This is a genomic window from Rheinheimera sp. A13L (assembly GCF_000217935.1).
Lineage (GTDB): Bacteria > Pseudomonadota > Gammaproteobacteria > Enterobacterales > Alteromonadaceae > Pararheinheimera.
In genome coordinates, this window is record NZ_AFHI01000009.1 from 61,748 (window position 1) to 86,139 (window position 24,392).

At 47.6% G+C, this 24,392-nt stretch carries 22 protein-coding genes; 21 read left to right on the forward strand and 1 reads right to left on the reverse strand.

Going from position 1 to position 24,392, the window contains the following annotated elements; all coding sequences use genetic code 11:
• Nucleotide 1: 1 nt before the first annotated feature.
• The 21 genes from dsbC to RHEIN_RS06220 all read left to right on the forward strand — a co-directional run bounded on the left by dsbC (nucleotide 2) and on the right by RHEIN_RS06220 (nucleotide 22,455).
• On the forward strand, nucleotides 2-709 hold the full coding sequence (gene dsbC / locus RHEIN_RS06120) for a bifunctional protein-disulfide isomerase/oxidoreductase DsbC (protein ID WP_008898107.1): 708 nt from the start codon (nucleotides 2-4) through the stop codon (nucleotides 707-709).
• Between the two features lie 12 nt (nucleotides 710-721).
• Nucleotides 722-2,452, forward strand: a complete 1,731-nt coding sequence (recJ, locus tag RHEIN_RS06125) for a single-stranded-DNA-specific exonuclease RecJ (RefSeq protein ID WP_008898108.1) — start codon at nucleotides 722-724, stop codon at nucleotides 2,450-2,452.
• Nucleotides 2,453-2,602: 150 nt separating this feature from the next.
• Nucleotides 2,603-3,701 (forward strand): peptide chain release factor 2 gene (prfB, locus tag RHEIN_RS06130; protein ID WP_192826708.1). Its coding sequence is split into 2 segments (ribosomal slippage): nucleotides 2,603-2,677 and nucleotides 2,679-3,701, totalling 1,098 coding nucleotides; the frame shifts between segments, so codons are not numbered across the junction.
• A gap of 27 nt (nucleotides 3,702-3,728) precedes the next feature.
• On the forward strand, nucleotides 3,729-5,255 hold the full coding sequence (lysS, locus tag RHEIN_RS06135; protein WP_008898110.1) for a lysine--tRNA ligase: 1,527 nt from the start codon (nucleotides 3,729-3,731) through the stop codon (nucleotides 5,253-5,255).
• A 195-nt stretch (nucleotides 5,256-5,450) separates the two neighbouring features.
• Nucleotides 5,451-7,088, forward strand: coding sequence for a CTP synthase (locus RHEIN_RS06140; RefSeq protein WP_008898111.1), 1,638 nt, complete (start codon nucleotides 5,451-5,453; stop codon nucleotides 7,086-7,088).
• A 60-nt stretch (nucleotides 7,089-7,148) separates the two neighbouring features.
• A complete protein-coding gene (gene eno / locus RHEIN_RS06145; RefSeq protein ID WP_008898112.1) occupies nucleotides 7,149-8,444 on the forward strand; it encodes a phosphopyruvate hydratase in 1,296 nt (431 codons plus the stop codon).
• Nucleotides 8,445-8,518: 74 nt separating this feature from the next.
• On the forward strand, nucleotides 8,519-9,163 hold the full coding sequence (locus RHEIN_RS06150; protein WP_008898113.1) for a hypothetical protein: 645 nt from the start codon (nucleotides 8,519-8,521) through the stop codon (nucleotides 9,161-9,163).
• 104 nt (nucleotides 9,164-9,267) lie between these two features.
• On the forward strand, nucleotides 9,268-9,552 hold the full coding sequence (ftsB, locus tag RHEIN_RS06155) for a cell division protein FtsB (RefSeq protein ID WP_008898114.1): 285 nt from the start codon (nucleotides 9,268-9,270) through the stop codon (nucleotides 9,550-9,552).
• The gene (gene ispD, locus RHEIN_RS06160) at nucleotides 9,549-10,250 is read left to right on the forward strand and encodes a 2-C-methyl-D-erythritol 4-phosphate cytidylyltransferase (RefSeq protein ID WP_008898115.1); all 702 of its coding nucleotides are present in this window, start codon (nucleotides 9,549-9,551) and stop codon (nucleotides 10,248-10,250) included. Before ftsB ends, ispD begins: the two co-directional genes overlap by 4 nt.
• Nucleotides 10,250-10,729, forward strand: a complete 480-nt coding sequence (gene ispF, locus RHEIN_RS06165) for a 2-C-methyl-D-erythritol 2,4-cyclodiphosphate synthase (RefSeq protein WP_040554637.1) — start codon at nucleotides 10,250-10,252, stop codon at nucleotides 10,727-10,729. The genes ispD and ispF overlap by 1 nt, the downstream gene beginning before the upstream one ends.
• Entirely contained in the window at nucleotides 10,729-11,781 is a 1,053-nt protein-coding gene (gene truD / locus RHEIN_RS06170; protein ID WP_008898117.1) for a tRNA pseudouridine(13) synthase TruD, read from the forward strand. The genes ispF and truD overlap by 1 nt, the downstream gene beginning before the upstream one ends.
• Before the next feature lie 28 nt (nucleotides 11,782-11,809).
• Entirely contained in the window at nucleotides 11,810-12,562 is a 753-nt protein-coding gene (surE, locus tag RHEIN_RS06175; RefSeq protein WP_008898118.1) for a 5'/3'-nucleotidase SurE, read from the forward strand.
• A gap of 3 nt (nucleotides 12,563-12,565) precedes the next feature.
• Nucleotides 12,566-13,204, forward strand: a complete 639-nt coding sequence (locus tag RHEIN_RS06180) for a protein-L-isoaspartate(D-aspartate) O-methyltransferase (RefSeq protein WP_008898119.1) — start codon at nucleotides 12,566-12,568, stop codon at nucleotides 13,202-13,204.
• A 17-nt stretch (nucleotides 13,205-13,221) separates the two neighbouring features.
• The gene (locus tag RHEIN_RS06185) at nucleotides 13,222-13,800 is read left to right on the forward strand and encodes a YqaA family protein (RefSeq protein WP_008898120.1); all 579 of its coding nucleotides are present in this window, start codon (nucleotides 13,222-13,224) and stop codon (nucleotides 13,798-13,800) included.
• 3 nt (nucleotides 13,801-13,803) lie between these two features.
• Nucleotides 13,804-14,652, forward strand: coding sequence for a peptidoglycan DD-metalloendopeptidase family protein (locus tag RHEIN_RS06190; protein ID WP_008898121.1), 849 nt, complete (start codon nucleotides 13,804-13,806; stop codon nucleotides 14,650-14,652).
• A gap of 99 nt (nucleotides 14,653-14,751) precedes the next feature.
• Complete coding sequence (gene rpoS, locus RHEIN_RS06195) at nucleotides 14,752-15,750, forward strand: RNA polymerase sigma factor RpoS (RefSeq protein WP_008898122.1); 999 nt, start codon at nucleotides 14,752-14,754, stop codon at nucleotides 15,748-15,750.
• A gap of 166 nt (nucleotides 15,751-15,916) precedes the next feature.
• On the forward strand, nucleotides 15,917-17,368 hold the full coding sequence (locus tag RHEIN_RS06200; RefSeq protein ID WP_008898123.1) for a circularly permuted type 2 ATP-grasp protein: 1,452 nt from the start codon (nucleotides 15,917-15,919) through the stop codon (nucleotides 17,366-17,368).
• Between the two features lie 3 nt (nucleotides 17,369-17,371).
• A complete protein-coding gene (locus RHEIN_RS06205) occupies nucleotides 17,372-18,331 on the forward strand; it encodes an alpha-E domain-containing protein (protein WP_008898124.1) in 960 nt (319 codons plus the stop codon).
• 3 nt (nucleotides 18,332-18,334) lie between these two features.
• Nucleotides 18,335-20,818 carry a circularly permuted type 2 ATP-grasp protein gene (locus RHEIN_RS06210; protein ID WP_008898125.1) on the forward strand — a complete coding sequence of 828 codons (2,484 nt, stop codon included), beginning with the start codon at nucleotides 18,335-18,337 and terminating at the stop codon, nucleotides 20,816-20,818.
• Between the two features lie 62 nt (nucleotides 20,819-20,880).
• A complete protein-coding gene (locus tag RHEIN_RS06215; protein ID WP_008898126.1) occupies nucleotides 20,881-21,762 on the forward strand; it encodes a transglutaminase family protein in 882 nt (293 codons plus the stop codon).
• A 237-nt stretch (nucleotides 21,763-21,999) separates the two neighbouring features.
• Entirely contained in the window at nucleotides 22,000-22,455 is a 456-nt protein-coding gene (locus tag RHEIN_RS06220) for a hypothetical protein (RefSeq protein ID WP_008898127.1), read from the forward strand.
• A 44-nt stretch (nucleotides 22,456-22,499) separates the two neighbouring features.
• Here the strand turns inward: RHEIN_RS06220 and RHEIN_RS06225 are convergent, their stop codons facing one another.
• Nucleotides 22,500-24,347, reverse strand: a complete 1,848-nt coding sequence (locus RHEIN_RS06225) for an alkaline phosphatase D family protein (RefSeq protein WP_008898128.1) — start codon at nucleotides 24,345-24,347, stop codon at nucleotides 22,500-22,502.
• Nucleotides 24,348-24,392: the final 45 nt, after the last annotated feature.

Sequence of the window (24,392 nt, forward strand, 5' to 3'; positions counted from 1 at the left end):
GATGAAGAAGTTTAGCTATCTCGCCGTTATGGCAGCCTTTTTAAGTACAGGATTAACTGCTCAGGTCAGTTTGCCTGAAGTGAACAAAGCCTTTTCTGAAGTGGGTTTAAATGTCAAAGCTGTGGCCGATTCGACAGTGCCAGGCATGTTGCAGGTACAAACCGACAAAGGCTTATTTTTTATGTCGGAAAATAAGCAGTATCTGTTTGAAGGCAATATTTACGACTTAAAAAACAAAAAACTGGTCAATGAAGACATTCTGAAAGATATCCGTAAAGCGGGTGTCAAAGAATTTAACGACTCAGCCATCGAGTTTAAAGCGGCTGATGAAAAATACGTGGTGCATATATTTACGGACACCAGCTGTGGTTATTGCCGCAAGTTACATGACGAAATGGCCGATTTTAACAAAGCCGGTATCACAGTGCGTTATCTGGCCTTCCCACGGGGTGGCGTACAGTCTGCAACTTATGATGAACTGCAATCGATTTGGTGTGCTAAAGATACCCAACAGGCGATGACTGACGGTAAAGCCGGTAAAGCAGTAAAACAAGCCAGTTGTAAAAACACTGTGGCTCAGCAGTATGAGTTAGGCCAAAGTTTTGGCATCAATGGTACTCCGGCATTAATTTTACCGGATGGCCGTTTAATTCCTGGTTACCAGCCAGCCGCAGCTTTAGCTGCCACCTTGAGTCAAGAAGCGCCCTAAGCAGGTTTCAGTTTGAGTATCAGCAAAACAATTCAGCGCCGGCCTGTGCCGGCTATTTCACCGGAACTCTCGCAATACCATCCGGTGATCCAGCAAATTTACGCCAGCCGGGGTATTGAAGGCTCGCTGCAACTGGCGCGAGGCGCAGCTCAGTTGTTGCCTTTTACCTTACTCAAAGGCATATCTGCAGCTGTAGCTTTGTTGATTGAGGCTTTGCAGCAACAGCAGCATATTGTCATAGTCGGCGATTTTGACGCTGATGGCGCCACCAGTACTGCAACTTTGCTGACGGGCTTAAAAAGCCTGGGTTTTAAGCATGTGGAGTATCTGGTGCCTAACCGTTTTGAATATGGGTATGGCTTATCTGTAGAGATGGCAGAAATTGCGGTCGCTCAGGGCGCTCAGTTGATAGTCACAGTAGACAACGGTATTTCAGCCATTGACGGCATAGCGCTGGCGAAAAAAATGGGCGTGAAAGTGCTGGTCACAGATCACCATTTGCCTGGCAATGAACTGCCGGACGCTGACGCTATTGTTAATCCCAACCAACCGGGTTGTGATTTCCCCAGCAAGCAACTGGCCGGTGTGGGGGTGGCTTTTTATTTGTTATTGGCGCTTCGTGCTGAACTTCGCACCCAAAGCTATTTTACCGAAAGCCAGCCTGCACCTAATTTAGCGGATCTGCTGGATTTAGTGGCCTTAGGCACAGTAGCAGACGTAGTGCCCCTGGATACCAATAACAGAATTCTGGTGCATCAGGGCCTGCAGCGTATCCGCAGTGGCAAAGCCCGTCCTGGTATTCAGGCCCTAATTGATATTGCTAATCGCAAAGCGGAAAAGCTGACAGCGCAGGATTTTGGTTTTGCCTTAGCGCCGCGCTTAAATGCAGCAGGACGATTAGACGATATGGGCCTTGGCATCAGCTGTTTATTAGCGCCTGATTTGCCCAGAGCCAGAATGTACGCCGCAGAACTCGACAGTTTAAATGTCGAACGCCGTGAAATAGAGCAGGGCATGCAGCAGGAAGCTCAGGCTTATCTGCAGCTTTTGTCTTTCGCTTCGGATGAATTGCCGGATGCCTTGTGTTTATACCAAAGCGATTGGCATCAGGGCGTGATAGGTATTCTGGCTGGTCGTATTAAAGAGCAATACCACAGACCCGTGCTGGTATTTGCCCAAGGTGACGCAGGCGAGCTGAAAGGTTCTGCCCGTTCTATTCCGGGTTTACATATCCGCGATTTATTGGATGAAGTTTCCACTCAATACCCGGGCCTGATTAAAAAGTTTGGCGGCCATGCCATGGCGGCAGGTTTAACTATTGCCGAGGAGCGCTTTGATACCTTTAAGCTGGCACTGAACTTTGTCGCTAAAAAGTATCTGACGCCAGAGCTTTTGACCGCAGTGCTTTATACAGACGGTGATTTAAGCAGTGATTGTTTGTCAGTGCCTTTTGCACAGTTGTTGCAACAAGCCGGTCCCTGGGGACAGGCTTTCCCTGAACCTGTGTTTGAAGGTGGCTTTGTGATACGTCAACAGCGTTTATTGGCGGATAAACATTTGAAGCTGATGCTGGAATCCAGTGACGGAGTTCTGGTGGATGCCATCTGGTTTAATGCCGACAACAAAGCCTGGCCAGATGCCAACGTAAAAAAGATCCGCGTCGCCTATCAGTTGGATATCAACGACTACAGAGACCAACAATCGGTGCAGTTGATTGTGCGGTTGATTGAAAAAATCGGCTAGTTGCGCGCTAAAGGGATACTGCACATCTTCTGTTGAAATGCCTGTGCAGGATCCTGTTCAACTCTTTCGATAGAAAATCATCGGGATGGCTGCATGTCTGTAGAAAAATTGCTACAATCGCCACCAATTTTTTCCTAAGCGCCATAAATCATGTTTGAAGTAAATCCGGTATACAACGCCATTAAAGATCTGACTGAACGCACTAACGTGCTTCGGGGGTATCTTTGACTACGACGCCAAAAAAGAAAAGCTAGAAGAAGTCAGCCGCGAGCTGGAAGATTCAGGTGTGTGGAATAAGCCTGAATATGCTCAGGCTTTAGGTAAAGAACGTTCAGCGCTGGAGCAGATTGTCGGCACCATAGACAAGCTGGATCAGGGTTTGGAAGATGTGGCTGGCTTGGTTGAGCTGGCCATTGAAGCCGAAGACGAAGACACCTTTATCGAAGCTCAGACCGAACTGGCGGGTTTAGAAACTCAGCTGGCTAAGCTGGAATTCCGTCGTATGTTTTCCGGCCAAAGTGATCCGGCCGATTGTTACCTGGATATTCAATCTGGTTCTGGTGGTACTGAAGCTCAGGACTGGGCCAGTATTTTAATGCGTATGTATCTGCGTTGGGGCGAAGCCAAAGGCTTTAAACCTGAGTTATACGAAGTGACAGACGGTGACGTGGCCGGCATCAAAGGCTGTACCATTAAATTTACCGGCGAATATGCCTATGGTTGGTTACGTACTGAAACCGGTGTACACCGTTTAGTGCGTAAAAGCCCATTTGACTCAGGCAACCGTCGCCATACCTCTTTTGCGTCCGTTTTTGTGGCGCCTGAAGTGGATGACGATATTGAAATCGAGATCAACCCGGCCGACTTACGTATAGATACTTACCGTGCTTCAGGCGCTGGTGGTCAGCACGTCAACAGAACCGACTCTGCGGTACGTATTACTCACTTACCGACCAATATAGTGGTGCAGTGTCAGAACGACCGTTCACAGCATAAAAACCGCGATAACGCCTACAAACAGTTACGCGCCAAGCTGTATGAGTTTGAACTGCAAAAACAAAACGCCGAAAAACAAGCACTGGAAGACACCAAGTCGGATATCGGCTGGGGTAGCCAAATCCGCTCTTATGTGCTGGACGACTCGCGTATTAAAGACTTACGCACAGGCGTGGAAACCCGCAATACCCAGGCGGTATTGGACGGCGATCTCGACAAATTTATTGAAGCCAGCTTAAAAGCCGGTTTGTAATTTAGCTCACAAAATCAGGAACTTATCATGTCTGAACAGAATACTCCTATTGAAGAACATCAGGACGTCAATAAACTGATTGCTGAGCGAAAACATAAGCTGGCCGGATTACGTGAACTGGGTAACCCTTTTCCAAATGACTTTCGCCGTGATGCGACTTCCGATCAGATCCATGCCCAGTACGAGCACCTGAGCAAGGAAGAGCTGGAAGAGAAAAAAATCCGTGTCACTGTAGCCGGTCGTATGATGCTGCGCCGTATTATGGGTAAAGCCAGCTTTACCACTATTCAGGACGTCGGCGGTAAGCTGCAGTTGTATGTAGCACGCGACAGTCTGGCAGAAAACGTCTACAACGAAGGCTTCAAAAAGTGGGATTTAGGCGACATAGTCGGCGGCAGCGGCGTGTTGTTTAAAACTCAGACCGGTGAGCTGACCGTCTGGTTAGACGAAATCCGTTTGCTGACCAAAGCATTGCGCCCTTTGCCGGACAAATTCCACGGTTTAACCGATAAGGAAGCTTGTTACCGTCAGCGTTATTTAGATTTGATTGTGAACGATCAGTCACGTAAAACCTTTTTAATCCGTTCAAAAACTGTGGCTTATATCCGTCAGTTTTTTAACAGCAAAGGCTTTTTAGAAGTAGAAACCCCAATGCTGCAAAGCATTCCCGGTGGTGCTTCAGCCCGTCCGTTCGAGACACACCACAATGCGCTGGATATGCAAATGTTCCTGCGTATTGCCCCTGAGCTGTATTTAAAGCGCTTAGTGGTCGGTGGTTTTGAAAAAGTATTTGAACTGAACCGTAACTTCCGTAACGAAGGCGTTTCAACCCGTCATAACCCTGAATTTACTATGCTGGAATTCTACTGGGCTTATGCCGATTACAACGATTTAATGGATATCACTGAAGAGTTGTTCCGTGGTCTGGCTCAGTCTGTGTTGGGTACTACTGAAGTGCCTTATCAGGGTAACCTGTTTGACTTCGGCAAACCTTTTGCCCGTATGTCAGTGACTGAATCTATTCTGCACTACAACCCGGAATTGAAAATCGAGCAGTTAACGACCCGTGAAGCAGTGGCTGAATTGGCAAAGTCTCTAGGCATTGAAGTCAAAGCCAACTATGGCCATGGCCGTATTCTGATGGAAGTCTTTGATGAGCTGGTCGAAACCAAGCTGCAACAACCTACTTTTATCACTGAATACCCGGCAGAGATTTCTCCGCTGGCGCGTCGTAATGATGACAATCCGGAAATCACAGACCGTTTTGAATTCTTTATCGGTGGTCGTGAATTAGGCAATGGTTTTAGCGAATTAAACGACGCTGAAGATCAGGCTGAACGTTTCCGCGAGCAAGTTGCGCAAAAAGAAGCCGGTGATGATGAAGCCATGTACTACGACGAAGATTTCGTTACAGCTTTGGAGCACGGTTTACCACCAACTGCTGGTCAGGGGATTGGCATCGACCGTCTGGTGATGTTATTGGCCGACGCGCCAAGCATCCGCGACGTGATCCTGTTCCCGCATATGCGCCATAGCGACAAGCACGGCTCATAAATTTTCGATTTGAAAGGCAGCGCAAGCTGCCTTTTTATTCTGTTTTACAGTCAAAATCAGAGCCTCTGGTGGGGATCTGTGATTTATTATTTTTTTATCCAGCCTTTTGATTGAGCAGTCAGCCGCCCTTTGTTATAATTTCCCCCCGTCCTAAGTTCGTAAATTCTTTATTGCCAATGGCGTCTCAGGGGTCTCATGACTACAAGATACATCTTCGTGACGGGTGGGGTTGTCTCATCCTTAGGTAAAGGCATTGCTGCTGCATCGTTAGCGGCTATTTTAGAAGCCCGTGGCCTGAAAGTGACCATCCTTAAACTGGATCCGTACATCAACCTGGATCCGGGCACCATGAGCCCAATTCAGCACGGTGAAGTGTACGTCACAGAAGACGGCGCAGAAACCGACCTCGATTTAGGTCACTACGAGCGGTTTATCCGCACCAAAATGACCAAACGTAATAACTTCACTCAAGGCCGTATCTACTCAGACGTGTTACGTCGTGAGCGCCGTGGTGATTATTTAGGTGCCACTATTCAGGTTATTCCTCATATCACCAACGAAATCAAAAGCCGTGTGATTGCTGGTGCTGAAGGTTATGACATTGCCATAGTGGAAATTGGTGGCACTGTAGGCGATATCGAATCCTTACCATTTTTGGAAGCTATTCGTCAGTTAGGCACTGAGCTGGGTCGCGAACGTGCCATGTATATGCACCTGACCTTGGTGCCGTACCTGGGCACTGCCGGTGAAATCAAAACCAAACCTACTCAGCATTCTGTTAAAGAGCTGCGTTCTATTGGTATTCAGCCAGATATTCTGGTCTGTCGTTCTGATCGTGCTATACCATCGAATGAACGCGCTAAGATTGCACTCTTCACTAACGTGGAAGAACGTGCTGTTATTTCGTTAAAAGACGTGTCCAGCATTTATCAAATTCCTGCGCTGTTAAAGTCACAGGGTCTGGATGATTTAGTAGTACGTCGTTTCCATATTACTTGCCCTGAAGCAGACCTGACCGAATGGGAACAGGTGTTGTATCAGGAGTCCAACCCTACTGGCGAAATCACAGTAGGTATGGTGGGCAAATATGTTGAGCTGCCAGACGCTTATAAATCAGTGAACGAAGCCTTAAACCATGCAGGTTTAAAAAACCGTTTAACTGTGCATATCAAATACATCGACTCGCAGGACGTAGAAAGCAAAGGCACAGATATTCTGTCTACTGTGGATGCCATTCTGGTGCCTGGTGGTTTTGGTGAGCGTGGCGTGGAAGGCAAAATTATGGCCGCCCGTTATGCCCGTGAAAACAAAGTGCCCTACCTGGGTATTTGTTTAGGTATGCAAGTGGCGCTGATTGAATATGCCCGTCATGTGGCTGGTATGAAAGATGCCCACTCGACCGAATTTAATAAGAACACGCCTTACCCTGTGGTGGGTCTCATCACAGAATGGCTGGATTCAGATGGTAAAGTCGAACAACGGACTGACAAGTCTGATATGGGCGGCACTATGCGTTTGGGCAGCCAAAACTGTAACCTCAAAGCCAATACAAAAGCCCGCGAGATCTATGGCAAGGACATCGTCGCCGAACGTCATCGCCACAGATACGAAGTGAACAACAACTTTGTTGCTCAGCTCGAAGAGGCTGGCTTAAAGATCTCTGGTTTGTCGGCGGACAACCAGTTGGTTGAAATGATTGAAATACCTACACACCCATGGTTTGTGGCGGGTCAGTTCCATCCGGAATTTAACTCAACACCACGTGACGGACATCCGTTATTCCAGGGCTTCGTGGCCGCCGCTTATAAATATCAGAAACAGCAACTCGTATAACCAGTTGCAGCCGGGCTTTTTAGTCCGGCTTTTTTATGCGACAAATGAAAGGGGATTTACATGTCTGAGATCGTCAATATCATCGCCCGTGAAATCATGGATTCACGTGGTAACCCAACAGTAGAAGCCGACGTTTTCCTGGCCAGTGGTGCTATGGGTCGTGGTTGCGCGCCATCAGGTGCTTCTACCGGTACCCGTGAAGCTTTAGAACTGCGTGATGGTGACAAGAGCCGTTATTTAGGTAAAGGCGTACGTACTGCTGTTGCCAATATCGATGGCCCAATCAAAGCCGCTTTAGTCGGCAAAAATGCGTATAAACAAGCTGAAATTGACCAGATCATGATTGATCTGGACGGCACTGAGTCTAAATCTAAATTAGGCGCCAATGCTATTCTGGCTGTGTCTTTAGCTGTAGCCCGCGCAGCTGCTGCTGACAAAAAAATCCCACTGTATCAGCACATTGCCGACTTAAACGGCACACCAGGTGTGTACTCCATGCCGGTCCCTATGATGAACATCATCAACGGCGGTGAGCATGCGGATAACAACGTCGATATTCAGGAATTTATGGTGCAGCCTGTTGGCGCTAAAACTTTCGCTGAAGCTCTGCGTATGGGCGCGGAAATTTTCCATCAGTTGAAAAAAGAACTGCACAGCCAGGGTTTAAACACAGCTGTAGGTGATGAAGGTGGTTTTGCTCCGGATCTGAAATCAAACGAAGAAGCTTTAACTGTGATTTCTAAAGCTGTGGCTTCAGCCGGCTACGAGCTGAACAAAGACATCACTTTAGCCTTAGACTGTGCTGCATCTGAGTTTTATGTGGACGGTAAATACAAACTCTCTGGCGAAGGCAAAGAATTCACTTCGTATGAATTCAACGACTTCCTGGCTGGTTTAGCGACCCGTTTCCCGATCATTTCTATTGAAGATGGTTTAGACGAGTCGGATTGGGATGGCTGGAAAGACATGACCAATAAAATGGGCGATAAAATCCAGCTGGTGGGCGACGATTTATTTGTCACCAACACTAAGATTCTGACCCGTGGTATTGAGCAGGGCATTGGTAACTCTATCCTGATCAAATTTAACCAAATTGGTAGCTTAACTGAAACCTTAGCCGCTATTAAAATGGCAAAAGATGCGGGTTTCACTGCAGTTATTTCACACCGTTCGGGCGAAACTGAAGACTCCTTTATTGCTGACTTAGCTGTAGGTACAGCTGCTGGTCAAATCAAAACAGGTTCTTTATGCCGTTCAGACCGGGTGTCTAAATACAACCAGTTGCTGCGTATTGAGCAGGAATTGGGTGCTAAGGCGCCATACCGTGGCCGTGTAGAAATTAAAGGTCAGGCGTAAGCCAGGTCAGATAAACCAATCAAGGGGTCAACTGACCCCTTGATTGGTTTTGCTCCCTTGATTACCATCAACGGATGAAAAAACATTCAGCCGATCAACATCAGCTGTGGCAAAGCCCGGCGCAGGACCTGACTTATACAGAGCTTTGTAATGCTTTGTATGAACGGGAGTTGATGCGTTATGCCAAAATGCCGCCGGAATTTTTAGCCAGTCTGCAAAAACGTTTAGCCAGTTTACCTTTTTATATCCGTCGCGCTGCCAGTAGTATTTTGTCACATAAATCCCCGCTTGAAATTGATAGCCAGAATGCCAGCTGGACTGGACGTCAGAGCCCGCGGTGTCCGGCTAAAGAGCAGGGTATTGAACAAATCGAACAGTTTTATTTAAAGCACTGCAAACTGGCCTTACTAGTGCCTGTGTATCAGAATCAACAGGCTCTGGAGACAGTTTGGCTGGATTCAGTCGATGAAATTGATCTGTCAGGGCAACGACTGCATTGCAACGAACATGGCTGGTTTAGTTTTAATGGCACACCTCTTACCGACGAAAACAGCGATAAATTCCTGCTTAAGCCAACCAAAAGCTTAATGACAGCTGCTTGTTGTGGTCACCAGTGGCTCAACGGCGAACGCAAAAGCCCACGAGTGCTGAGTTTAAGAGAGTTATTACTGGCCAGCAGGCTGAATTGGCAGAACTTTGCTAAGCCTTTTCAACCTTAAGCCGCATTTTTCCACAGCAAGCCTTTGTTTTCAGCTTTATTAGGGCTTTCCAGTCTGGCCGATAAGCTTCATAATACCTTTATCTCTTTATTTTTTGGTTCGTTATGCGCCTGTTAGTTTTATTGCTACTTACGCTGCTTGCAGCACTTCAATACCGTTTGTGGCTTGGCCAGCACAGCGTGATGGAGTATTGGGCACATAAAACTGAACTCGCCAAAATGGAACAACAAAATGAAGTACTGACCAAACGTAATAAACTACTTAAAGCGGACGTCACCGACCTGCAAATAGGTTTGGATGCTATTGAAGAACGTGCCCGTAACGAATTGGGTTTGATCAGACACGACGAAGTATTTTTCCGGATCATTACCCCGCTGGATAAAAAATGACCGCTATTCCTGCTATTGCGACTGTGATCCCGGCCGCTGGTGTTGGCAAACGAATGAAGGCGGATAGGCCCAAACAGTACCTGCCACTTTGTGGTCTGACTGTGCTTGAGCAAACTCTGCATCGGCTGAAACAAGTTCCGGCGCTGCAACAGTTTTTTCTGGCGTTAAGCCCGGACGATCCTTATTTCCCCGAATTACCTTTAGCTGCTGACCCACAGATCCAGCGAGTGGAAGGTGGTGCGGAGCGCGCTAATTCAGTGCTGAATGCTTTACTTCAAATTGATGCCAAAGCCTATCCCTGGGTGCTGGTACATGACGCCGCTCGTCCTGTAGTCAGGGTCAGCGATATCGAACTTTTAATTGATAGTTGTATCGAAGCTGGTCAGGGCGGCATTTTAGCCACGCCAGTGCGGGATACGATGAAACGAGCCTCTGACACTGCAGAGCAGACTGTAGACCACACTGTAGATCGAACCGGTTTATGGCATGCTTATACCCCTCAATTGTTTCCGACCGCTTTACTCCGGGATGCACTGCAGCAGGCTTTAGCTCAGGCTGTGGCTATCACAGATGAAGCCAGCGCTATGGAATGGGCAAGATTGCCTGTGCTTTTGGTACAGGGACATGCCGACAATATCAAAATTACTCAGGCTGAAGATTTAGCTTTGGCCGCTTTTTATCTGGAGCATTCTGTATGATGCCGTTTCGTATTGGCCATGGTTTTGACGTACACGCTTTTGGTGGCGAAGGCCCTATTACTTTAGGTGGCGTGAAAATCCCTTATCAGCAAGGTTTGCTGGCGCATTCAGATGGTGATGTGGTGCTGCATGCGGTATCCGACGCCTTGTTAGGCGCCATGGCATTAGGTGATATAGGCCATCATTTTCCGGACACAGACGCAGCGTTTAAAGGCATCGACAGCCGTATCTTATTGCGTAAGGTCTTTGCTGATGTCAAAGCTTTGGGTTATGAAGTCGGCAATCTGGATGTAACTATTATGGCGCAGGCACCAAAAATGGCTCCTCATGTAGATGCAATGCGCGCCTGTATTGCGGAAGATCTGGTCTGTGGCTTATCCCAGGTCAATGTTAAAGCCACCACCACTGAAAAATTGGGTTTTGTTGGTCGTAAAGAAGGCATAGCCGTAGAAGCCGTGGTGCTGTTGGTGAAATCCTGATGCAAAAAAAAGTGGAGCTGCCAAAACTAAGTTATTTGTACGGCCAGCCTGAAACTACAGCTTTATTGCGTGTACAGCCTGATGATTTTATTGTGGTTGAGGAACTCAGCTTTACCCCCACTGGCGCAGGCGAACACATGTTGTTGCTGGTGGAGAAAATTGGTCAGAATACCCAGTATGTCGCTAAGCTGCTGGCCGAATTGGTCGGTTGTAAAGCCCGTCAGGTCAGTTATGCAGGTTTAAAAGACCGACACGCTGTCACCCGTCAGTGGTTTTGTGTACCTGTGCCTATCAAACAACAGCTGAACTGGCAGGAATGGACTATCGAAGGGGTTAAAATCCTCGATACTATCCGCCATCAGCGCCGGTTAAAGTTAGGTTCTATTAAATACAACGAATTTAGCCTGACGTTGCGGGATGTCAGCGATATACCCGCTTTATTGCAGCGGTTAGAGCTGGTGAAACAAGGTGTACCTAATTATTACGGCGAACAACGTTTTGGTATTCAGGGCGGTAATTTAGCTTTAGCCGAACAGCTGTTTTCTGGCGGTGGCATTGAAGATCGGAAAATACGGGGTTTAGCGTTGTCAGCCAGCCGTTCTTTTTTGTTTAATCTGCAGGTCGATGCGCGGGTCAAAGCTGGTACTTTCAACCAGATTTTGCCTGGCGAAGTGGTACAACTGGATGGTTCAGGCTCCATTTTTAAAGTACCGGAAGTGGATGATACTCTGCGTCAACGTTTGTTGGAGGCTGACATTCATCCAACAGCAGGCTTGCCTGGTTTAGGTGAGCCATTAATCACAGCGGACGCACTGGCTTTTGAACAACAAAGCCTGCAGCCATGGCAACATTGGGCCGACAAACTGGCACAACTGAATGTCAGAGCCGAACGTCGTTCCATCCGGGTGTTACCGGCAGAATTAAAAGCCGAAGTACAAGATCAGAATGTAAAAATTAGCTTTAAACTTTATTCCGGTTGTTTTGCTACCTCCGTACTACGGGAGTTAGTGAATTACCAGGACGTACAACGTAATTACGCTACTTTGGATTAAGTGATTTTCAGGCAAGGGCAGATAAACAATGCGGATTTTATTAAGTAATGATGATGGCGTTTACGCCAAAGGCATACAGGTTTTGCACAATGCCCTGGCAGAAATTGCAGAGGTCACTACTGTTGGGCCTGATCGCAATTGCAGCGGTGCCAGTAACTCGTTAACGCTGCTGAATCCCTTGCGTACTCAGCTGCTGGACAACGGTTTTATTGCAGTCAATGGCACACCCACAGACTGTGTGCATTTGGCCATCAGTCAGTTATTGACTGATGCTCCTGATTTGGTGGTGGCTGGTATCAACCACGGCGCTAATTTGGGAGACGACGTGCTGTATTCAGGTACTGTGGCTGCTGCTACAGAGGGCCGGCACTTAGGTTTGCCTGCTATTGCTGTGTCTTTAGCCGGACGTGATGAACAGCATTTTGCGACCGCTGCTTATGTTACAGTGCAGGTGATTAAAAAATTAAAATCCCATCCGCTGCCTGCGGACCAGATTTTAAATATTAATGTGCCGGCAGTCCCCTTAGATCAACTTCGTGGTATTCAGGTCACTCGTTTAGGGCGGCGGCATAAAGCCGAAACTATGCAAAGTTCAAACGACCCATGGGGCAGACCTATTTATTGGTATGGCTCTTTAGGGCCGGAGCTTGATGCAGGTCCTGGCACAGACTTTTACGCCATAGCTCAGGGTTATGCTTCTATCACACCTTTGCATGTGGATATGACAGCGTACCGCAGCATGGAATTATTAACGGACTGGTTAGATGGAATTGAGTGTTAAGTTATGGCAGTAGTCACTCATCGTAGTGCCGCAGTTTTGGCACAAAAACTTCAGCAGGATGGTATTCAGGACAGTCGTGTTTTGTCTGCTATTGCACAAACTCCACGGCATTTATTTGTCGAAGCTGTATTGGCTCACAAGGCTTATGAAAATACAGCTTTGCCTATAGGTCAGGGCCAGACGATATCCCAGCCTTATATAGTGGCGAAGATGACCGAGCTGTTACTGCAATCCCAGCAGTGTCAGAAGGTGCTTGAAATTGGTACTGGCTCTGGTTATCAAACCGCTGTGCTTGCTCGTTTGTTTTCACAGGTTTGTAGTGTTGAGCGGATAAAGTCATTGCAGTTTCAAGCCAAACGACGCCTGCAACAGCTGGATTTACATAATGTGTCGATGAAACATGGCGATGGCTGGCTGGGTTGGGCCACCAAAGCCCCTTTTGATTGCATCATAGTCACAGCTGCGCCTCATGAGGTGCCACAAGCTTTATTACAGCAATTGTCTGAAGGTGGCCGTCTGGTGATCCCAGTGGGTGCTCAGGAACAAGTATTAAGAGTCTTTACCCGTATGGGTGATGAGTTTGAACAAAAAGATGTCGAGGCGGTACGTTTTGTGCCATTAGTGCCGGGCGAACTGGCTTGATTAAAAGGACAATGTAGTTGAAAATTTTTCAGTGGATGTACGACAAAGCTTTAGTATGGGCCAGACATCGACACGCCGAACGTTATTTAGCGGGGTTAAGTTTTACTGAATCCGTCATTTTTCCTATTCCGCCCGATGTGATGCTGGCGCCTATGGCATTGGCCCAGCCAGAGAAAGCCTGGCGTTTTGCCTGGGTTACCAGCTTGTTTTCAGTATTAGGTGGCATTTGTGGTTACTTCCTTGGGTTATGGTTATATGAACCCGTTGTATTGCCTGTTGTCGAGTATCTGGGTTACCAGGATACTTTCGCTAAAGTAGAACACTGGTTTACGACTTACGGCGTGTGGGTAGTCTTTATCGCTGGTTTTTCACCTATCCCCTATAAGTTATTTACTGTAGGTGCAGGCCTGATGAGCATGGCATTTTTGCCTTTTGTGATCGCTTCTTTTGTGGGTCGTGCCAGCCGGTTTTTTCTGGTGGCAGGATTAATGTATTGGGGTGGTGAAAAAATGCAGCAAAAATTACGCGATATAGTGGACTGGCTGGGCTGGGGAACCGTAGCTTTGGCTGGTGTTTTATATCTGGTATATCGCTAACTGATGAAACTCTTTAGTCTGTGTTGTCTGGTTTTAGTGTTAAGCGCTTGTAGCTCAAGGCAATCGCCAGCACCCGTCACCACACTAAATGACATCAAAAATTATTATAAAAAATACCCTCAAGGTCAGCCTGGCTCTGCACATACAGTACAGCCGGGCGACACCTTATACTCCATTGCATTTCGTGCTGGTATGGACTACCGGCAACTGGCAAAATTAAACAATATTGCGCCGCCTTACCGCATTTTAGTAGGTCAAAAGATACATCTTGTTAACGTTTCGTTATCATCCTCTGCACCTAAAAGACCTGTTTCAGCGGTAAAAAGCCAAAAAAGTACGACCAGTACTGTAAAAACAGCGAAACAAAACCAAAGTAAATTAACAACTGCTAACAAAGCGGTTGCGCGCAACAATCAAACGGGTTATGTTCAGAAGCAGACGGTAAAGGAAAATGCAACTTCAGCAACAAATTCTGTTTCCAGTTCTAAAGTGCGGTGGGCCTGGCCAGTTCGTGGACCAATATTGGCAGGCTTCTCCAACGCTGAACATGGTAACAAAGGGTTAGATATAGGGGGGAAAGCAGGTACTCCTATAAAAGCAGCAGCAGCTGGTGAAGTGGTTTACGCGGGTAACGCATTAAGAGGCTACGGCAATCTGGTGATTATCCGTCACAATGACGACTTCTTGAGTGCTTATGCCCATAACCGAAAATTACTGGTGAAAGAGCGTGATACTGTTGTAAGCGGGCAAACTATAGCCGAAATGGGAAATACTGATGCACCCTCAGTCCGGTTGCACTTTGAAATCCGTTTCCGTGGTAAGTCTGTTGATCCAAAACGATACTTAAAATAATTAAATACAATAATAAAAATATCACCCCGAAAGGGCGAAGAGGTAAGGAAACCAGGCAGTTCAGGTGATACCCAAAGCTTGTAGAAGTGGGAGAAGGAAATGGGCCATAAAGATGAAGATGATGTAATCGAATTCAAAGAAGCTGAATTAACGGATGACGTTAGTTTAGCCGATGACGATAACGCTGAACCCGATTTAGCCGCTTTAGCAGCGGAAGAAGACAATACCCCAGACGACGTATTTACCGCCAACGATAGCCAGCGCGCTATGGATGCCACTCAGATTTATCTGGGTGAAATTGGTTTTTCCCCGTTATTATCCGCCGAAGAAGAAGTGTATTTTTCCCGTCTTGCGCTAAAGGGCGACAAAGCCGCCCGTAAACGTATGATTGAAAGTAACTTACGTTTAGTGGTGAAAATTGCCCGCCGTTATATCAACCGTGGTTTGGCTTTGCTGGATCTGATTGAAGAGGGCAATTTAGGCTTAATTCGGGCTGTGGAAAAATTTGATCCTGAACGTGGTTTTCGTTTTTCAACGTACGCCACCTGGTGGATCCGCCAAACCATAGAGCGGGCCATTATGAATCAAACCCGCACTATTCGTTTGCCTATTCATGTAGTGAAAGAGCTGAATATTTACCTGCGGGCTGCCCGTGAGTTATCACAGCGACTGGACCATGAGCCAACGCCAGAAGAAATTGCAGCAGCATTAGACAGGCCTGTCGAAGAAGTACGCAAGATGTTGAAACTGAATGAAAAAATTACGTCAGTTGATACTCCTGTTGCAGGCTCTTCAGAAAAGCAATTACTTGATGTATTGGCTGATGAAAAAGAACTGGGCCCTGAGACTGAATTACAGGATGCCGATATTCGTCAGCATCTGGTGATATGGCTAGACGAGCTGAATCCTAAACAGCGCGAAGTATTAGCCCGACGTTTTGGTTTATTAGGTTATGAACCTTCGACCTTGGAAGATGTAGGTAAAGAGATAGGTTTAACCCGTGAACGAGTGCGGCAGATTCAGGTGGAGGCACTACGCCGTCTGCGTGAAATTGTTACTCATCAGGGACTGAATATCGAAACTTTATTTCAGGAATAATTCTCCCTGCTAAAGGGGCTTGCGTCACTGATCGCATAAGATCAGTGACGCAAGCCCCTTTTGTTTTTTGTAGTGGCATAACCCTTGCTCCTTTCTGATACAGAACTAAAAAAACAGGCCTTGAACTGATGATGTTCGGGTTGTATCGGACGGGAAGGAGTCGCCAATGGGTGCAAAAAGTTTTGGGCACTATCAGCAAATTGACCAGTGCTTTGATGAACTGGTGCAGGCGGACGGACAAATACGGACTCCGGCCGCGGCTATAGCCCGTTTTATCGACCGCCACGGTTCTGCTGAGCTGATACAGCGACAAGAGCAGTTAAATCAAACGATTAGCGCTATGGGTGTTTGTTTTACCTTGTATTCAGACGGCAATAATATTGATCGCTGCTGGCCTTTAGATGTGATGCCTCGCACTATCCCAAGCTCTGAATGGCAAAAAACCAGCGCTGGCCTGAAGCAACGTTTAGCGGCTTTAAACCTGTTTATTGACGACTTGTACCATGATCAACGTATCCTTAAAGACGGCATAGTACCGGCCGACCTGGTGTTGGACTCCCGCAACTACCTTGCACCATGTAAGGGCATTTCGCCCCGTTATGGGGTGTGGGCCAATATCTGCGGGACTGATTTGGTACGTGACGGCTCTGGCAAATTTTTGGTGCTGGAAGATAACTTGCGGGTGCCATCCGGTGTGTCTTATATGCTGGAAAACCGCACTGTGATGAAACGGGTATTTCCGGAATTATTTGCCGACTCCTTTATCTACCCTGTAGACGATTATCCGCATCAGCTGTGGCGTATGCTGGCCTCTTTATCACCTCGCCCAGGCGATGTGCCTTGTATAGTGCTGTTGACGCCTGGTGTTTATAACTCCGCTTATTTTGAGCACAGCTTTTTAGCCCGGCAAATGGGAATAGAGCTGGCAGAAAATACCGATTTACTGGTGCAGGATGATATTGTTTATCTGAAAACCTTGCACGGCCTGCAGCGGGTGGATGTGATTTACCGCAGGGTGGATGATGTATTTATTGACCCACAAGCCTTTAGGCCAGATTCAGTTTTAGGTATTCCGGGTTTGATCAATGCATGGGCTAAAGGCAATGTGTCTATTGCTAACGCGCCTGGTTCCGGAGTGGCAGACGATAAAGTGATTTACGCTTATGTGCCAGAAATCATCAATTATTATCTGGGCGAACAACCGCTGATCGACAATGTTCCTACCTATTTGTGTCTGGATAAAAAACAAAGGGACTATGTGCTCGCCAATCTGGACAAACTGGTGGTGAAACCCGCCAATGAATCCGGTGGCTATGGCATTTTAATAGGCCCACGCTCAACCAAAGAAGAGCAACAGCAGATGGCAGAAGCCATTAAAGCCAATCCGCGCAACTTTATCGCTCAGCCCACTCTGGCGTTATCCACAGCTCCTACTTTATGTGATGGAGTGCTGGAACCCCGGCATCTGGATTTACGGCCCTTTATTTTGCAGGGCAGAGATTTGTACTGCACCACCGGTGGTTTAAGTCGGGTGGCACTGAAAAAAGGCTCTTTGGTGGTGAACTCGTCGCAAGGCGGCGGTAGCAAAGACACCTGGATCATCAACGATGAGGTCTGATCTATGTTATTAAAATCTCTGGACCATATTTTCTGGTTAGGCCGTTATCTGGAACGGCTGGACGACACGGCGCGATTAATTAATGCCACCAGCCATTTACTGATCGACAGCCACAAAGACAGCCAATTCAGCTGGCCATTATTACTGGATGTCTTAGGTCAAAATGGCGCCGAATTGCTAAGCGGCTTGCCAGCCAGCGATTTGACGGTAGAGCAACAAGTGATGGGCTTTTTAATCACAGATGTGGATAGTGAAGTCTCTATTCGTGCCGCTTGTACAGCGCTGAAACAAAATGCCAGAACAGTACGGCAGTTGATCCCCCGTGATATGTGGGAAGAGCTGAATTCGCTGGATTTGTTTTTGCAGGAGCATTGCCAGCAGTTGCAAGGCCGCCAGCACAGATACCGTCTGATGAACGAAGTCAGCCGTCGTTGTCAGATGGTGGTTGGGGTGCTGGATGGCACTATGCTGCGTAGTGATGCGTTTGATTTGTTTAATATTGGCCGACACTTAGAGCGGGCTGATATGACGACCCGTATTATGGATGTAATGGTGCTACAGCAACTGCAACCGACCGATATCAAAAGACCCCGTTTTCGCTGGACCTCGATTTTAAATGCGTTGGGTGGCGTGGAGTCGTACCACTATTATCTGGCACATCAAAACACTGAAGTAGATGCGGTGGATTATTTGCTGACTTATGCTGACTTTCCCCGCTCCATTGCTTACTGTTTGCATCGTATAGTAGCATCAGCCAAAGGCTTGCCTCACGGCGCTGCAATATTACAGCGGATTTGGCAGTTGCAGGATTTGTTAAAAACACAAAGCTTATCAGAACTGACTACAGGCCAATTGCATCAGTTGATCGATGAAATCCAGACAGGAATTATTGAATTGCATCAGGTGATTTGTACGCCCAAGCTTGAATTTTCCACAGATCTCAGCCAGCAAATGTCGGCCTGATCTATGGCCACTGTAGTGCAAAGCCGAAGTTTGAATACAGAGCAGCAACGCTGGACTGATTTACCTCAGTGGCAGCAGTTAGAGTTGTGGTGGCAGCAGCAAAGTCAGCAACATCTGGTGCAGCTGCATACCGACTTGCAACATCAGTTGCGGGAAAATGGCGCTACTTTTGATCCCTGGCTGGAGCAACAACGTCAGCTGGATTTAATGCCATGGCTGATTAGTGATAACGAGTGGCAGCAGCTGCAGGCGGGTGTAAAGCAGCGCCAATTGCTGCTCTCTATGGTATTGCAGGATTTGTATGGCCCTCAGCTACTGATACAGCAGGGCGTCTTGCCTGCCGAACTGATTTTTCAGAACAAAAATTATTTATTGCCTTGTCATCAGCTTGTGCCTAATCATCAACAATGGTTGAGTTTGCTGGCGGTCGATATAGGCCGTGATGAGAATGGTGCCTTTTGTGTTTATGCCGATCAAAGCCAGATGCCAGCAGGGCTGGGTTTTGTATTAGAGCACAGGCTGGCCTTTAATCACTGTATTGGTGAGCTCAACCACAGCATTGGCAAAAGCCAGCTGGCTGGTTTTTTCCGTAAATTGCAGCTGGTGTTTGCTCAGGGCACAGGTCATACAGCCGAAGGACGGCGGCCACTTTGTGGTTTGTTAACCCACGGCAAACGTGACGCCGCCTATTTTGAACATGCTTTTTTAGCCAATTATTTAGATATAGCTTTGATGCACAGTGCCGATCTGATGTTTAAAGACGGTGCTTTGTGGTTAAAAACAGTCACAGGTTTGCAGCAAGTCGACAGCCTGATGCGTTATTTACCCGATGCAGCTTGTGATGCGCTGGAGCTGGATCCGGATTCCACAGGCACTGCAGGTTTACTGCAAAGTATTCGTCAGCAGCAGCTGTTTTGTGCTAATCCGCCTGGAAGCGCCTTGCTGGACTCTGGCGTGTTATTGCCTTTTTTACCAGAGATATGCAGAAGGCTTTTAAATGAAGAATTGCTGTTACCCACCACTGCCGCTTTTTGGTGTGGTCAGCCGGAGCAGTTACAACAGGTTTTATCTGAAGCCACCCATTATCGATTCCGCCGGATCGACACGGCCCAAAGCTGGCTTTGGGCCGAACTGGACCCGTTGCAACAACAGCAGTTACAGCAACAACTTCTGGCAGAACCCAGACTTTTTATCGCCATCCGCTTACTGCCATTAAGTTCTGTGCCTTGCTGGAACAGTACTCAAGGCGAACATCAGCAGTATGGCGTCTTGCGTTTATTTGCTTTGTTATCCGAGCAACACACAGCTGCTGTAATGCCTGGCGCTCTGGCCCGTATCAGCCCTGATGCAAAAAGTTTGCAGCAGCACTACAGCATGGGCTTTGTGGCCAAAGATGTCTGGGTGCTGGCCGATCAGGACCATGCAGTCAGCTTACTGCAAAATACCCAAAAACGTATTTTATTGTCCCGTCATAGTGGTCTGTTGCCAAGCCGTGTTGCCGACCATTTATTTTGGCTCGGCCGTTATAACGAGCGGCTGAATTTAGTTTGCCGGGCTTTACGTTACACAGTGCCGCTTTTAACCAGTTTCCAGGTCACAGCCGGTCAACAAAATGACAGCAGAGCCTTAGTCCGTTTTTGTCTGCAGGCCAATGGAACTTTGCCAGACAGTATTGCGCTGAGTTCATTACAACAAACCAGCGCTTTGCAGCAGGCCTTAAGTGAATTGTTTTCATTGCAGCATCCGGCAGGTTTAGCTCAGGTGCTGAAAAATTTATTGTTTAATGCTCAGTCAGTACGGGAATACTTCAGTGAAGATACCTGGTATGTGCTGGATAAATTACAGCTGGCGCTGACGCAATGGCCTCATCCGCTGAACTGGCAGCAACCCCAGCAGATGGTGCGTTTACTGGATGAAGTAATTTTGCTGCAAACTGCTATTTATGGTTTGAATAACGAAACCATGAGCCGTACCCAAACCTTAAGGTTTATGGATTTGGGCCAGCATATGGAAAGGGCATTGCAAAGTGTCACCTTGTTGCAGGAAGTCTTTGTATTTGATCAAGGCTGTAACTGCAGTGCTTCGTTAATGGAGTCGGTGCTGCGTATGACGGACACCTTAATGACTTACAGACGCCGTTATAAAACCGAGCTGCATCCGTTGGCGGTGATTGATTTACTGCTGTTGGATGACAGTACGCCACGTTCTGTGGGTTATCAGTGCGCCCGGCTTGCCAGTCAAATTCAGCAACTGCCTAAACCCGGTTCAGCTGTGGTATTAAGCCGTGAGCAAAAACTGGCGGTAGAGCTGGTATCTTTACTGCAACTGGCTGAGCCTGAACAACTCTTTAATGATCAGTTACAGGCAACACCAGAGCTGAGTCGCTTGCTACAGCAGTTGCATTCGGTGCTGCGGCAATTATCCGACAGCATTACGTTGTCGTATTTCAGCCATGCCGAAGCGGGCAGATCCTGGCAGAGTTTTTAAATGAGCATTGATTTGAATTTCAGGCGGGCGGGCACAAGACCCGCCACAACAGGGGCGACTATATGAAGTACCAAATCCGTCACCTGACCCGTTATTGTTACCAGCATCCTGTGGCCAATAGTTACAATCTGGCTTGTTTGCAGCCACGGCAATTGCCAACACAAGAGCTATGCAGTTTTGAGCTACAGGTGTCGCCCACAGCCTCTTCTGTCTATGCCAGAACAGATACCTTTGGCAATACCCAGCATTTTATTCACTTGCAACCACCGCATCAGCAACTGGCAGTGACTGCTTTTTCTGTGGTTGAAGTCTTGCCACGCCAGCAGAGTCTGGCTTTGGATCTCACTCAGCCCTGGCCTGAAGTCGCCGCATTTTTTCGCCAGCAACAAGGTTATTCGCCCGAACAACTTAAAGCGCTGTTATGTTCAGGTCCAAGCCGGATGATCCCGGTGCTTGATGAAACCAAGGCATTGATCCAGAGCATAGCTGACCCGAAGCTCACAGTATTACAGTTAGCCCAACAACTGACGGATTTAATATTTCACCAGTTTGAATACGACCCTGAGTTCAGCTCAGTCGTCACACCTGTGTCTGAAGTGCTGCTGCATAAAAAGGGGGTTTGTCAGGACTTTGCCCAGCTGGCTGTCAGTTGTTTACGCGCTTTAGGTATACCAGCGCGTTATGTCAGTGGTTATCTGGAAACCTCGCCACCAGAAGGGCAGCCACGTTTAATAGGAGCTGATGCCTCTCATGCCTGGTTTGCTGTTTACGATCCACAGCTGGGTTGGGTCGATTTTGATCCGACCAACAACCTGATGCCGGCAGAGCGTCATATCACTTTAGCTTATGGCCGTGATTATGCTGACGTAGTGCCGCTGAAAGGCTTATTGCAAGGCCATGGTGTGCATTTGCTGGAAGTGGAGGTGGATGTAGTGCCGATCTGACTCTGCCTCCTTTAACAGGCTATTCCCCTGTGCTCTACATGAAAAAATCACTGTCATTTTATGCCGCCAAAAGGCAATTTTTTGCCTGTCCTATCTGAAAATCGACTTTTTAACATCACAATACGCAGCTCAATGACCTTTGCTCAGATACTAACCAGTCTTTTGTGCCTAATAGTGATAAAACGGCACAGGCTTTGCTTATTCAGTAGTGGATCTGGATGAGCAAAGGAGACTCCGATGAAAATTGATGCAGGAATAAACTATCTCTACAACAGCCAGCAAACTCAGTCATCTGTGGACAGTTACAGCAAAAAATCTTTATCGGTGCAAGGTTACTCAGATGGTGAACCCGCAGCGGCGAAGACGGACAGCAAACAAGCCGACTTTCATCAGATGACACGGCAGGAAATGCGTGGCTGGGTGAACGAGCAAATTCGTAGTGGTGAAATGTCTTTGGACGAAAGCAGAGCTTTTATGGCCATGACGATGAACATTCCGGTCGATGCCGGAGCCACTGGCGAACTGCTGATGGCAGACAATGGGGAAGCCGTTAATTTTATGCAAAAAGTACGTGATGGCATTGAAGGAGCTTTATCACGTCATGACAAAGATACACTCAACATGCTGCAAACCGCCATGTCGGCTATGCAGCAACATCAGGGGCGTACTATTGGTATTGATACCAAAGCCTGATCATAGATACCTGCTGTAAGTTTGAAGTGGTGGCTTCCCCCAACTCATAAACTCAAATCCAGCGCCATTTCATCATCGCCTTTTTCCAGCTCAAAACTGACGGTTTCGCCATCAGCACACAGCTGTTGAATTTTACAGGGCACACCTTCAGACGTTAGTTCGAGTAAACCTATACCAGCGGAGTTCACCAAACGGCGACCTTTGGTTTCACCTATCGGCTTGTGGTGAGTGATTTTCATACGGCGTCTTTTGGTAAACCAGTTCAGTGGCGAACGGGAGGCGTAAAGCCAGCGGTTGGCTGTATCTAAAATGGCCAGAAGTCGGTGTGGAAACTCATTTTTCAGACCACTGCTGGTAATTTGCCAGATGGCCGGGCTTTGTTGTTTGTGCCGTAGCGCCACCTGAAATACAAAGCTGTAATGCACATCGCCGGATAAAATAACAAAGTTGCGTGGTGTTTTTGGATGACGGAATAAATTCAGCAGTGCATAAGCTGAACCCGGATGCGTCATCCAGTTTTCAGCATCCACCATCAAAGGTTTGCCGAAGCTGGTAAAGATACGCTGAATAGTTTCAATTAATTTCACGCCAAATACAGGGGCAGGGGACACCAGCAATACAGCTTGATGGCCCAGCAGTTGTTGCTGCAATTCAGTAATAGATTCCCAGTCCATTAAGCCTGAAGGCTTTCCCAGTGATGTTTCTGACCGCCAGCGCTGAGTGCGGGTATCGAGCACCAATAATGGTGGCTGGGTAGGCCAGCTGTAATGCCACTCAGAGAATTTGAGCAGGCTGTTGATGCATTCATCATGAGAGGGGGTGCCGGGTTGATTCAGCGCCTGTTGGCACACGGGTATCAGCTTTTGGACTTTTTCCGGTGCATTACCCCAGCCCTGAAACAGCAGATAGCCCATCAGTGCATTGCCAATAATACGCCGTGAGAACGGATGCTCGTAAGCCGTTTTTTCCCACTCTGCAGTTAAATTCCAGTCGTCGGTGACATCGTGATCATCAAACATCATGGCAACAGGCAGATGAGCCATTAACCGTCTGACCTGACCTAAACCTGCTCTGAACTGCTCCAGGTTTTTACTGTAGTTGATGCTGCGCTTCTGGCGCTCCGGACTAAAGCTATTCAGCAGGGCTTCCGGCATCTGCAGATCCAATCCCTGCCATGGAGCGGGCGACCATACCAGCAGATACATCGAAAACATTTCCGCCAGCGAAATTAAATGATTGTGTGCACTGTCGGTGGTAAAAACAGGTTTTTTTGCACCTTGAAACAGTTGCTTTAACACAGCAAAGCCTGCGTCAGTACCGGGTAAGAGTTTTTCGCGCTGATAATAAAATGGCGTCTCACTATGCAACTGGTGCGCAGAGCTCAAAGTGGCACAAGGTAAGGTTTCGTCGGCAAAATCCAGTTTGACAATCAGTTGATGAATGGCATAAAGCGTGGGTGCTGCTACGTCGTCTGTGTAGACTTGATCGCCACTTAACATTAAAAACGATGGCCACTCTGCTGGGCTGGTTTCCAACAGTTGCTGATCAGCGCGGACTAAGCCATCACCACTGCCAAAATGTGGTTTGCGACAGGAGCCATGTAACACCGAATGTACTTTGGGTTTGATGATAAACCCTGGCAAGTCCCGGCCCGGATAGACTAAATCGTCCGCCCACTGACGCCAGTTTTGCCAGTCGCTTGTGTTGGTTTTTAACTGCAGGTCATGACTGATCCAGCGTTCAGTTGGCAGCGCCTCATGCAGTTCCAAATCCAAAAAATACAGATAGAGTTTGCCAGCAAGCTGAAGTTGTTGCACAAAGGGCTGCAGCTGTGTTGCGTCAAACTCTAGCGGTTCACCTTGTTCAGGTTGAAGCTGAAGTTTTAATTCCACTGGCTCGCAAGTGGCTAACCAGAGACATAGCCGCTTTGGTGTCAG

Coding starts and splice junctions, on each gene's coding strand:
- truD (WP_008898117.1), top strand. CDS start 10,729: ATGCAAAAAAAAGTGGAGCTGCCAAAACTAAGTTATTTGTACGGCCAG.
- ftsB (WP_008898114.1), top strand. CDS start 9,268: ATGCGCCTGTTAGTTTTATTGCTACTTACGCTGCTTGCAGCACTTCAA.
- RHEIN_RS06220 (WP_008898127.1), top strand. CDS start 22,000: ATGAAAATTGATGCAGGAATAAACTATCTCTACAACAGCCAGCAAACT.
- RHEIN_RS06215 (WP_008898126.1), top strand. CDS start 20,881: ATGAAGTACCAAATCCGTCACCTGACCCGTTATTGTTACCAGCATCCT.
- lysS (WP_008898110.1), top strand. CDS start 3,729: ATGTCTGAACAGAATACTCCTATTGAAGAACATCAGGACGTCAATAAA.
- RHEIN_RS06210 (WP_008898125.1), top strand. CDS start 18,335: ATGGCCACTGTAGTGCAAAGCCGAAGTTTGAATACAGAGCAGCAACGC.
- RHEIN_RS06150 (WP_008898113.1), top strand. CDS start 8,519: ATGAAAAAACATTCAGCCGATCAACATCAGCTGTGGCAAAGCCCGGCG.
- eno (WP_008898112.1), top strand. CDS start 7,149: ATGTCTGAGATCGTCAATATCATCGCCCGTGAAATCATGGATTCACGT.
- ispD (WP_008898115.1), top strand. CDS start 9,549: ATGACCGCTATTCCTGCTATTGCGACTGTGATCCCGGCCGCTGGTGTT.
- RHEIN_RS06205 (WP_008898124.1), top strand. CDS start 17,372: ATGTTATTAAAATCTCTGGACCATATTTTCTGGTTAGGCCGTTATCTG.
- RHEIN_RS06190 (WP_008898121.1), top strand. CDS start 13,804: ATGAAACTCTTTAGTCTGTGTTGTCTGGTTTTAGTGTTAAGCGCTTGT.
- ispF (WP_040554637.1), top strand. CDS start 10,250: ATGCCGTTTCGTATTGGCCATGGTTTTGACGTACACGCTTTTGGTGGC.
- surE (WP_008898118.1), top strand. CDS start 11,810: ATGCGGATTTTATTAAGTAATGATGATGGCGTTTACGCCAAAGGCATA.
- rpoS (WP_008898122.1), top strand. CDS start 14,752: ATGGGCCATAAAGATGAAGATGATGTAATCGAATTCAAAGAAGCTGAA.
- RHEIN_RS06200 (WP_008898123.1), top strand. CDS start 15,917: ATGGGTGCAAAAAGTTTTGGGCACTATCAGCAAATTGACCAGTGCTTT.
- RHEIN_RS06140 (WP_008898111.1), top strand. CDS start 5,451: ATGACTACAAGATACATCTTCGTGACGGGTGGGGTTGTCTCATCCTTA.
- RHEIN_RS06180 (WP_008898119.1), top strand. CDS start 12,566: ATGGCAGTAGTCACTCATCGTAGTGCCGCAGTTTTGGCACAAAAACTT.
- dsbC (WP_008898107.1), top strand. CDS start 2: ATGAAGAAGTTTAGCTATCTCGCCGTTATGGCAGCCTTTTTAAGTACA.